The sequence below is a fragment of the Xanthovirga aplysinae genome (genome assembly GCF_009711365.1).
Lineage (GTDB): Bacteria > Bacteroidota > Bacteroidia > Cytophagales > Cyclobacteriaceae > Xanthovirga > Xanthovirga aplysinae.
This window is the reverse complement of record NZ_SMMB01001185.1, coordinates 1-10,602: the sequence shown is the minus strand read 5'-3', so window position 1 is coordinate 10,602 and position 10,602 is coordinate 1. Positions and strand designations below refer to the sequence as shown.

At 39.3% G+C, this 10,602-nt stretch carries 7 protein-coding genes; all 7 read right to left on the bottom strand.

Annotation, left to right across the window (positions count from 1 at the left end; all coding sequences use genetic code 11):
- Nucleotides 1-213: 213 nt before the first annotated feature.
- The 7 genes from E1171_RS24305 to E1171_RS15945 all read right to left on the bottom strand — a co-directional run bounded on the left by E1171_RS24305 (nucleotide 214) and on the right by E1171_RS15945 (nucleotide 10,109).
- Entirely contained in the window at nucleotides 214-399 is a 186-nt protein-coding gene (locus E1171_RS24305) for a hypothetical protein (RefSeq protein ID WP_222931522.1), read from the bottom strand.
- 16 nt (nucleotides 400-415) lie between these two features.
- Nucleotides 416-5,152, bottom strand: coding sequence for a DNA repair ATPase (locus tag E1171_RS15970; RefSeq protein ID WP_222931521.1), 4,737 nt, complete (start codon nucleotides 5,150-5,152; stop codon nucleotides 416-418).
- A gap of 101 nt (nucleotides 5,153-5,253) precedes the next feature.
- Entirely contained in the window at nucleotides 5,254-5,670 is a 417-nt protein-coding gene (locus tag E1171_RS15965; RefSeq protein ID WP_155207050.1) for a hypothetical protein, read from the bottom strand.
- Nucleotides 5,671-5,780: 110 nt separating this feature from the next.
- Nucleotides 5,781-6,698 carry an SPFH domain-containing protein gene (locus tag E1171_RS15960; protein WP_155207049.1) on the bottom strand — a complete coding sequence of 306 codons (918 nt, stop codon included), beginning with the start codon at nucleotides 6,696-6,698 and terminating at the stop codon, nucleotides 5,781-5,783.
- Between the two features lie 118 nt (nucleotides 6,699-6,816).
- Nucleotides 6,817-7,233 carry a hypothetical protein gene (locus tag E1171_RS15955; protein ID WP_155207048.1) on the bottom strand — a complete coding sequence of 139 codons (417 nt, stop codon included), beginning with the start codon at nucleotides 7,231-7,233 and terminating at the stop codon, nucleotides 6,817-6,819.
- 85 nt (nucleotides 7,234-7,318) lie between these two features.
- On the bottom strand, nucleotides 7,319-9,469 hold the full coding sequence (locus E1171_RS15950; RefSeq protein ID WP_155207047.1) for a flotillin family protein: 2,151 nt from the start codon (nucleotides 9,467-9,469) through the stop codon (nucleotides 7,319-7,321).
- Nucleotides 9,470-9,476: 7 nt separating this feature from the next.
- Complete coding sequence (locus E1171_RS15945) at nucleotides 9,477-10,109, bottom strand: OB-fold-containig protein (RefSeq protein WP_155207046.1); 633 nt, start codon at nucleotides 10,107-10,109, stop codon at nucleotides 9,477-9,479.
- Between the last annotated feature and the right edge of the window lie 493 nt (nucleotides 10,110-10,602).

Genomic DNA, 10,602 nt, shown 5'->3' with positions numbered 1-10,602 from the left:
CCCATATTAAAGTAAAAAGAAAAAGGAAATAACTTTATCGAGTGTTTGATTCCAGAGGAAAATGTTGGATTTTCAATCATTTTCGACAAGAGTAGCCTTACTACCTTTAACTTTTAAAATGAGCGAGTTAATATAGTATATTGGTATAGCCAATACATTTCTTGGCTATACACCCATTTAGAATAAAAAAACTAGACTCCTAATAAATGATCACTATTCTTCTACCACTATCCCATCCTTGGCAATAGCCTTTTTAATACCCTCCAACCCATCACTAAGCGATTGCATTTCCATCACCAATTGCGCCATCTGATTATTTTCACCTAGGCCTTTCAATTGTTGATGCTTCTGGAAAGTTTGCTTGATCTCCTCCCAACGTTCTTGTTCTTCTTCACTCATCCAACCGGAAAGCGCTTTAAATTTCAGAAGGTTCGCTTCCAGCTCCGCTGGTTAGGGTCTGGGACTCTCCCTCATAATGGGAAAGGATGACACTTTTTAACTCCTTCTCATTCATGATGGCTGAAATTTTTTCGACCATCTTATTCATATTTCGGTAAGAACCCTGCAGTTTAAAAGGGGGCTCTTTTCTATACTCCTCGGCTTGGGAGGCAGAATAGATATATTGCATATTTACTTTCAAAACAATATCCCTCACTTTAAGAAGTTTCTTCAAAACGGCCACGTACTCATTTAGCTCTTCTGCCGAATGCTTCGCTTCAAATTCCAGCCCTTCCTGCTGTCCTGTTTCAGCGAGCCGTAGAATGGCATGCACGTCTTTGAAGCTTTTTGATGCCAGTTTGTTCATCAGAGGATGAGAGGTAAGACAGTTTTCAATATAACTCAGTTTGAAGACTTCTTCAGCATCCCCTATCACATCTCCCAAGTTGTAGATATCTGCCCGGTTAGCTAACATATCAGGAATCTGGAATTTATCCCCACTTTCTGTGTAAGGATTTCCGGCCATCACCACACAAACCTTCTTACCACGAAAGTCATAGGTTTTGCTTTTGCCCTTGTAAACCCCTTCAATCTTTCGCTGGGCATCACAAAGAGAAATAAATTTTTGCAAAAACTCAGGATTACAATGCTGTATATCATCCAAGTAGATCATCACGTTATCCCCCATTTCAAAAGAAAGGTTAAGCTTTTCAAGCTCCTGTCTGGCCCCTGCATTTGGCGCCTCAGCAGGATCTAATGCCGTCACCTCATGACCTATAGCCGGACCGTTTATTTTCATAAAAATGATCCCCAATCGGTTGGCAATGTATTCCATCAAGGTAGTTTTACCATAACCCGGAGGAGAGATTAATAGGAGCATCCCCATCAGGTCGGTACGTTTATTTTCTCCTCCTGTCCCGATCTGTTTGGCCAGATTAGCTCCAATCAAAGGAAGATATACTTTATCTATCAATTTATTCCTTACAAAAGAGGACATCACCTTCGGTTTAAACTCCTTCAAACGGAGAACTTCTTCCTGCTTGTGGATCAGTTGTTTTTTCAATTCCGAAAATTGCTCGAACAAAGGAACCGTATGTTGAGAAAAATTATTCAGACGTTTTATAAAGTTTGTTAGGTGTAATTGATATCCATTTTCGGCTATTAAGCGATGATCTCCCTGTAAGCTTTCCATTGACATTCCCAAAGATGTTTCAATTCTCCTAGCTTTGGCAAATCCCTCAGTAAGAAAAATAGCCGCCGTTTCTGATATATTATCAACATATTGATAACAACCTTCCTGTTGAACGAAAGCCCTTAACCAGCGGGTTAATTGAATAAATCGTAACTCTGGAGATTCTTGGATTGCTTGCAAAGAAGCTTCAAAAGATTTCCAGGCTTGTTTGGCTTTTAAACGAGCTTCAAACAATTGATAAAGTTCCTGTGCTTCTTTAGACACCACCAAACTTTTATCCTCCAACAACTCATAAAATAAATATTCCCCTGCCTGGGTAATATCTTCCAATTGGAATAAACCGGTTGTTTCGGCAAAAGCATTAATTTGCTGCTGCAAGTTTTTCTTTAAGTCCTCGAATTCTTTACTGTCCGGGAAAACTTTCAAGATAGCAGAAACCCCTTTTAACTGCTGCTCGAATGACCCTTTGCTAGATTCATTGGCAAAAAGTCTCCAATAAAGTGCCGCCACCGAACGATTCAGGGAATCATAAGACAGCAAACTGGCTTTAGTTTTCAGGGACACCAAAGCCTTCAGGATTTTTGCAGCATCCTGATCGTGCACTCCTTTTACATAGCCTTCGTTGTAACGAATAGCCATAAAACCTTGCACATACTCCAACAATTCCTGTTCGTTCAATTTATATAAATCATGAAGGTTTAGTGCACCCTCTTCATTGGTTGAACTTTGCGCACGTTGGTATAACTGAAAAGCCAAATATTCTGAGCGATAAACCTGCTGATTTTCTGAAACCAGAGTCTGCTCCCATACCTCCTGACAAGAAAGGAATGCCTCGTCCTTTACCTCTTCAAAAAAGTTGGTACCCGTCAGATGAAAATTCATCTTTTTATCACGATAAACCATGGTTAACCCCAAGGCCTGTGTATTTACGGTAAAATGATAATCACCAAATTTCAACAGATTGTCCCCTTCGGTAAACAACTCATTTTTATCCTTCAACTGTCGGAGGGTTTCTGTCTTGAGAGACTTCATTCGGCTTTGAATATCATCAGCCTTAACATTGTCTCCCATTTGCTGCAACTCCTCGACAATACTCCTAAGTTTCTCCAACATTAAGTCAGAGGCAAAATAGCCATTCACCTCATTGGCAGATTTAAAGCGATTGACCCGGCTTTTTACTGCACTTAAAAGACGGTCAGCAGCCTGGAGCAAAGTATTCGCCCTTTTGTTTCTAGCTTCAAGCAAGAATTGTTTTCTAGAGTCAAAAGCATTATAGATCTCCTCCCTTAATTGAGAAAGGCGCTCTATAAACTCATCGAATTCGGAGAATTTACCTTCCAATTCCTCAATTTGGACCATGAGTTTGGTGAGGTATTCATCACATTTTTCCGGTTGGTCACAAAGGTCCAGATAGTTAGCCACCCCTTGATCGATAAGCTTTAACTGTGCATTGAACTCTGCTTTTCCTTCTACCAGAAGCAACTCTTTCAACTTTCGCTTTAAAGAGGCTTTTATCTGGTTAAAGTTGGCATAAATAGCCGAAATGCTGTCTAATATCCGGGTAGTTTCTGTAGCATCGTCCTGCTGCAGGTTGCTCACAATATCAATCAACATTTCCAGCTCTTTGGCCAATTTATTATTTTCTTCCTGCAGTTTACGGCCCTGACTAACCTTGGCAACAGCCTCTACCTCCCCCTTTAATTCATTTACATTATCCCTATAAGGAGCCAGGGCTTCAACTTTTAAAAGAAATTGCACACAATCGGCAGACAATTTTTTATTCAAGTCCTCTAAAGCCCCTTCATACTCTTCTACGGTTTCAAGAACCACATATCTCAAATCCTTTAGAGAAATAACCTCTCCTCTTATAGTTCTTAGATCCGAAATGAAAGCAACAAAATCATTAATGTGGGTAATCTTCTGCCTATTGATTTTCTTAATAAGTTCATCTGCCCTACCAAAGGTGATTAATGTTTGTTCCTGGGTATTGGCCTTTATCTGGCTAACTTTATCAAATTCATCTACTGCTGAAGTAGCCGTATCTAATAATTGCTTCAAAGGTTCCTTAAGGGAGAACGCATCTTCCTTATCTAACCAATAATATGAGTCTAGAAGGTCCGTAGAACCTTTTATCAGGTCATAATATAAACCTTCATAGGAATCTTCTTTATTCAAAAGAGTAAGGAGTTCGTAGGCTTCCGCCATGGCGGTAACGATTTCCTTATTTCCTACCTTATAAAGGTAGGAATCATTGAGTTTGGGTAATTCAAAATTTGGCCCCGTATAGGGAGTTTGCCAAATTTGAAGAGCATGGTGCTTTTTAGCTGTTTCATCGTCACGGAAGAAACATAGCTCCCCATTCTCAAATAAGGCATAGCCGTGACAAAGAATCGGCTTATCTACCTTTTGGGCAATCAAATTGTAAGACAACAACAAGTAAAGCCCCTCTGCTCTATTATAAAAAACATAGAGAAAGTCTTCCCCATTTGGAGAAACCAACTGCCTTTCGAAAAGCATTTCTGTCAGTTGATTATCAAAAAGCTTGAACTCTCCAGTTTGTAAGTAATACCCATGGGAGAAAATAATCCCGTGATCAGCAGGTAAGAGCACGCAAGAGTCTTTCAAGGCATCAACTCGACGGGCCTCCTGTTGCTTGCTATTATACACAATATAACGGAAGTCATCCTCCCGAAAAGGGCGAATTTTCAAGGCGATAAGGTTTCCAATAATGGCATAGTAGATTTCAGCATCTTCGAGGCGTTGCTCTTTGTGCTCCACCTCCTCGGCATAAATACCCTGCCCATCCTCGGTGTTGTCTTCCACCTTGATGGTCAAACCTCCCCCCAGGGTCTCAACAAAAATTTTATCTTCTATGGAAATGTGGGGATGCTTCCCTTCTCTGTATTGCTCTCTTTTTGTTCTGATCCATTGAAACTCATGCTGATCAGGAAACACTACTTCATGTTCACTGCGGTTATCCACATAGATAAGCTTCTTCCCCTCAATACGCCATTTAAAGGCCTTCAAGTCGGTTTCCGCTTTCCCTATCTTAAAAACCATATACAGGAAGCCCTCCTTTTTAACGAATTTTCGGAAACGACTATCCCTATAGTATTTATAGAGCTTTTTGAAATCGTCTTCAAAACGATCATCGGCAATTAGCCCCATGGTAGCCTGATGAAAACTATGGTCTTCATAGGTGTAAATACTGAAAACATCAGATAACTTAGTCTCAGTTTTAAGGCCAATAAAAACATTGTAGCCAAAAATAAACTGATCGCCCAAAGGCACCATATCACGAGAAACGCAATTATTTTCTGTATTCACTCGCTCTGTGGCAATCAGATTGGTTTCTATTGATCCGAAAACTTCCTTTCGGGTTTCATTCAACTGCTCCAAACGGCTTCTTAATTCATGCCCGCTATTTTGTAATCTATTTTGCAGGATTTCATAGGTACCACTTTCCAACTGAGTTTTCTCTGAGGATTCTACTGATCTATCTAATGTTTCCTTGTCTTTCATTTCTTATTCAATCTTGAGGTTTATCAGGCCAAAATCTTGGATTTTATTCACCAGGAGTAATTCACCTCCCCTATTCCCGTCGGGATATTAAAGACTTCTTGTCATGACAAAGAATTCTCTGCTTCATCTCCAGGGTTGAGCATGTGTCTAAGCATTTTAATTTCTTCTAAATAGGCTAGCTTTAGCTTGTTTTCCAGCCGAATTCCATAGAAAATGGCTGCCCAAAATATTGGGGACAGAATATCGGTCTCAATGGTATATGTGGTTATCAGGTTCTGCCCCAAAAAAATAAATGCAACTACTAAAAGCTTTAGGCCCAAGAGGATAGAAGAAAAGATAATGATCCGTTTTACTCTTTTTATTCTGGCTTCTAACCTATCTTGCGTTAATCCCAAACCACTTGCAGCAAACCCAGCATTTTGCATATATTTCAGTCGACTGGTTAATAGTTTGGTCAAAAAAGGCTCTTTTTGCCAGCTTAAACTTTTGATCTTTTCTTCCAAATAGATAGTATTCATTATTTCGGTTTTTATCCTGGCCAACCATTTATCATTAAGGTTCAGAAAAAGGGAGTTAACTAAAATTTCACCATCCTATTCCTTAAAAACAATATTTCATTTCGTATTCCCTAACTATGATCAATTCCAGTATTCACCACAGGAGAGGTGCCTTGATCAGAGCATAAGACCACCATTAAATTACTTACCATGGAAGCTTTCTTTTCGGGGGACAATTTCACAATCTCTTTTTCTGACAACTCCTGCAGTGCCATTTCCACCATTCCCACAGAGCCTTTTACTATCTTCTTTCGAGCCGAAATGATAGCCTGAGCCTGTTGCCTTTGCAACATGATAGCTGCTATTTCAGGAGCATATGATAAGTTGGATATTCGGGCTTCCATCACTTCTATACCCACTATTTTCAACCTTTCTTTTATTTCAGAGGCAAGGGATTTATTTATTTCATCTACACCAGATCGCAAGCTAATACCATCTTCCTGCCCCTCTTCTAAATTATCATAGGGATAGGAATGGGCTATTCTTCGCAATGCAGCCTCGGCCTGAATTTTCACAAAATTTTGGTAGGATTCTTCTGCCTTTACTTTCTTCATCCCCGATTTGGAATCTACTTCTTCCTTTGCCTCAATGTCGAAAACAGCTTTATAAGTATCAATCACTTTCCATACCACCACGGCACTAATTAGGATAGGGTTTCCCTGCTCATCATTCACCTTTATAATATCCGTTTCAAGATTTCTTACTCGTAGGGAGACTTTCTTTTTCGTATAGAATGGATTTAACCAGAAAAATCCATTTTGTTTCACCGTGCCTTTATATTTTCCAAAGAACACCAATACTTTGGTTTGATTTGGTTGAACGATAAAAAATCCGATGAGCCCAATGAGAGCATAAAAGGATAAAAAGAGTGTCCCAGCAATCACCCAGCCATCTCTAATGGAAATCAAAAGAAAGGGAGAAAACAAAAATATTAGATGGACAAAAAGGTAAAAAAAACCGTTATTTTTTAATTTTATTTCTTTTTCCATACTATAGGATTTTAGTCAAAAATTAATTTTAAGTCTTCAGCTCGGACAAAATCAGGAAAATACCCCAGGTTTCTCTTGCTAGTAAAAAAGGAATATTCTCCTTTTAGTTGATGAATGCCTATTTAGATTTGGAGTATCTTCCCAAATAAGGCTTAAGGTCTTCTTCTATATCCTGAATTTGATTGATCCTTCTTACTTTATTTCCTAAAAGTTTTATTTCAAGAAACCTATTATTGAACCTCTGTTTAATTTTTATGTAATCAATTTCCTGGAGTTTTATTTGCCTTGTGGTTGATCTAAAAATTATTCTAATGATGAAATTTATACAATGAAGGATCCCTATCAATAATCCTGACCAAAGTAAAAACTGGTCCCCGGTCGTAAAATATCTTCCAACAGAGGCTATTCCATAAATTGTCCATATGCCCGAACTAAAAAGCCACCTCCGGTTTTCTCTTTCGGCTTGGTCATTTATAATAATTTCCTCGTCATTTATTGTAATCTCCCCTTTCTTCAATTGAAATACCTGCTTCATATGTTTCCCTTTTCTTGTAGAAACAATTTTGATGGGTGCAGAGACAAGGCATGCCTTGTCTCTAGGAAGAAATTCCAATCTGATCTTACGCCAAGCCGATCGCCTTCAGCGTTTTATCAGAAACTCCCATGGTTTTAGCCATATTTTCCATTTCGGAAATTGTTTGTTGCACTTGCTGATTAGATGTCTGCTGACTCATTTTTAACAGCAAGGCAGAAATGCTCAGAGATTTCAGTTCGTCAGAGGAAACACCAAACTGATCTACAAAGGCCCGAAGGTTTTCTTTAAAAGAGGAAACCTCCCCATTTCCATTCCCATTGAAGAAATTATCTTTTAATTGCCCCAGGGTTTTGCTATTGTCAACCGCCCGGTCAATGGCTTTACCTTTGGTAATGGCTTTGGTAATTTGATCGAAGAACATACTTTCACCGCCTACAATATCAATCTTAGCCGCTTTTAGTGCCTCAGCCATGATTCCCGCCTGGGCCTCAGCCAATCGTTGTTCCACTTCCAATTTGGCCATTTCAATTTCTTTTTGAGTATCTAAACGCAGTCTAAACTCCTCATGCTCACGGCTAACGTTATCTAACTGTTTCATAGCTTCCGCCTTATCGGCAATTCCTTTGGCCTCCACGGTATATTTTTCAGCCTCTACCCGTGTTCCAGCAAGACCCTTTTTCTCCTCAGCCGTGGCTGTGGCCTCCATCACCTCTGCATTGGCCAATCCAATTTTCTTATCAGCTTCTGCTTGTGCAACTCCCATATTCTTTAGGGCTGCTGCTTCCGCTTCTCCTTTTGCTTCAATAACATGAGCCTGGGCATCACCCTCTTTCTCCAGTGCTGCCGCTTTGGCCTCCATTACCTGAGCTTCTGACATTCCCAAAGCTGCCTCCTTAGCCGCTTCTGCTTCAGCTAATATCTTAATAGCCTCGGCTCTTTGTCCTGCAGATGCCTGTTCCGCTTCCGATTCTACCAATAGCTGCTTGGCCTTAAATTCTGCTGCCTGACGTTTAGCTTCAGCCAGTTTGATTTCCTTCACCAAGGTTTCCTCTGCCTCTTTTTCAGCATTGGTGATCGCAACTTTCTTATTTCTGTCCGCTTCCGCAATTGCTTTGGTTTCCTTGATTTTTTCTTCTTCTTCCACCACTGCTTTTTCTACGGCAACTCTCTCCCGGATCACATCCTGAATATTTTTGCGTTCTTCTTCAAGTGCCTTTTCCTTTTCAATCTGTGCCAGGGCTACAATTCTATCCTTCTCAGTCTGCTCCAACAAACGCTCTTTGTCTACACGCTCCGACTCTATAGCATCGGTTTTCTCCTTATTCTTTTCGGCTACCAGTACTTGCCGCGCTTTGTTTTGTTCGGCGACCTGAATTTCCTCCTCAGTAGCAATACGAGCCTGTTCGGCTTTTAAACGTTCTTCCTGTGCTACTTTATCTATTTCTGCCTGCTCCCTAGACTTAATCGTAGCAATCTCCCTTCTCTGCTTTTCTTCATTTTCTGCCAATTGTTTATCTAGCTGCAACAAAGTTTCCTTTGCTTCTACATTCTGCTGCTTGATGGTCTTTTCCTTCTCATTTTCAATCAGGTTCGCCTCCACCTTTTCTTTTGATGTAAGTTCAGTGATTTTCTTTATCCCCTGTGCATCCAGAATGTTATTGGCATCCAGAGAGGCTACAGGAGTCTGTTCAAGGTAATCAATAGCACAGTCATCTAATACATACCCATTTAGGTCTGTACCTATGATATCCAAAATCCCCAATTTAAAATCGTTGCGAGAATTATAAAGCTCAACAAAATCGAAACGTTTACCCACAGTTTTCAAAGCTTCGGAAAATTTGGCATCGAACAATTGTTCCAACTGCTGAGGATCAGAAGCTCGGGAACAACCAATAGATTGAGCTACGTCTTTTACATCCTCCTCGGTTTTATTCACACGAACGAAAAATGTTACTTTGATATCAGCTCTCAGGTTGTCTTTACAAATTAACCCTTCTGATCCCGTTCTGGAAATGACAATCGTTTTTAACGTGATGTCCATTTTTTCCAATTTATGTAATACCGGAACTACAAACATTCCTGAAAAATCAACCTTCGTTCCTCCAAGCCCAGTCTTTACAAGGGCTTCCCCTTGAACAGCCTTTTTATACATTTTAATGAAAAGGGCAATGATTCCGATCAATACTACTACTCCTATGATAATAGCAGCCCCAATGGTTTGTTCTAGTATATCCATTTACTATTTATTTATATGGTTCAATTAAATATATTTTTTCACTTTCAAGATAGTCAATCACCAGACCAGTCTCCCCCTTTTTCAATGATACCCCTTTAGCAGATCGTACATTTAGCAAAATAGGTGAACCAGAATGATTGACTTTTGCCTGACCTAATTTTCCATCCTCTACCCGAAGCAAAACTGTACAAATTTTTCCCACCACGGTAACAGCCCCTTCGGTATCTTCCTCCATCTTTCCAAAAAGCTTAATCAAAGGCATGGTCAGAAATTTTGCCACAAACAAACTTATAAAAAAGTCAGCCAATAATATGAGCAAAGCAATGAGTATGGAAGTATTTCCTAGGAAATGGTTACTCAACACCGAAATAATCCATAAGGGTAAGGCCAAAAAGCTCATAAACACCATAAAGGGCACCTTACCCAGGTTAAAAAAGGCTAATACAGAATTTAGCCAGGCCACGGATATTTCTCCATCTGCCTCTGCATCTAATTCCAAATCCAGCTCCAGGTCAAAATCCAGAAAATTAAAGTCCAAAACTCCAAGAATGACGGTCACCCAGTAGATTAATATAAAAACCAACAAGGTAGTTGGAATAATATTGACAACAGAAACAGAAGCCGAAAATAGTTCACTCATAGCTGAGGGTTTAAAGGGTTAAAGATCATCAAAAAAGGCCCTTCTTTTGATTGGGTTACTGGGCATTTATAGATTAGCAACAAACCTAACGGTCAAGGCATAGTTACTCACATTCAGAGAATTGTAAAATTCTTAAAAATCCCTCTCTCGTATTTAGAACCCACTCCAAAACAAACCAGGATCGCATGAAATCAGACTTAAATAATTTTACGCTGTGAAAAATGCCAAATGTAATCATAAATTTCAACTCAAATCAAATAATTAATTCATATTCCTATTTTTTGTGATCAATAAATAATTTTCAGAAAGCCCATGGGCTGGCCCGATCCAGTCACCAATATAATTAGCAGTGCGACATGTTTCAAATTTAATAAAAAATCATAATTGCTCAAAAAATTAGCAATATTTTTTTCCAAAAAATATCCTTTTGAAACTAAAAACTAATAGTTTTCTTCCAAACACTATAAAGCATGAAAAAACAATGATCCTATAT

Bases quoted from the DNA above. Each gene is read 5' to 3' on its own strand.
- E1171_RS15945 (WP_155207046.1), bottom strand. From the start codon at position 10,109: ATGAGTGAACTATTTTCGGCTTCTGTTTCTGTTGTCAATATTATTCCA.
- E1171_RS15970 (WP_222931521.1), bottom strand. From the start codon at position 5,152: ATGAAAGACAAGGAAACATTAGATAGATCAGTAGAATCCTCAGAGAAA.
- E1171_RS15960 (WP_155207049.1), bottom strand. From the start codon at position 6,698: ATGGAAAAAGAAATAAAATTAAAAAATAACGGTTTTTTTTACCTTTTT.
- E1171_RS15950 (WP_155207047.1), bottom strand. From the start codon at position 9,469: ATGGATATACTAGAACAAACCATTGGGGCTGCTATTATCATAGGAGTA.
- E1171_RS24305 (WP_222931522.1), bottom strand. From the start codon at position 399: ATGAGTGAAGAAGAACAAGAACGTTGGGAGGAGATCAAGCAAACTTTC.
- E1171_RS15955 (WP_155207048.1), bottom strand. From the start codon at position 7,233: ATGAAGCAGGTATTTCAATTGAAGAAAGGGGAGATTACAATAAATGAC.
- E1171_RS15965 (WP_155207050.1), bottom strand. From the start codon at position 5,670: ATGAATACTATCTATTTGGAAGAAAAGATCAAAAGTTTAAGCTGGCAA.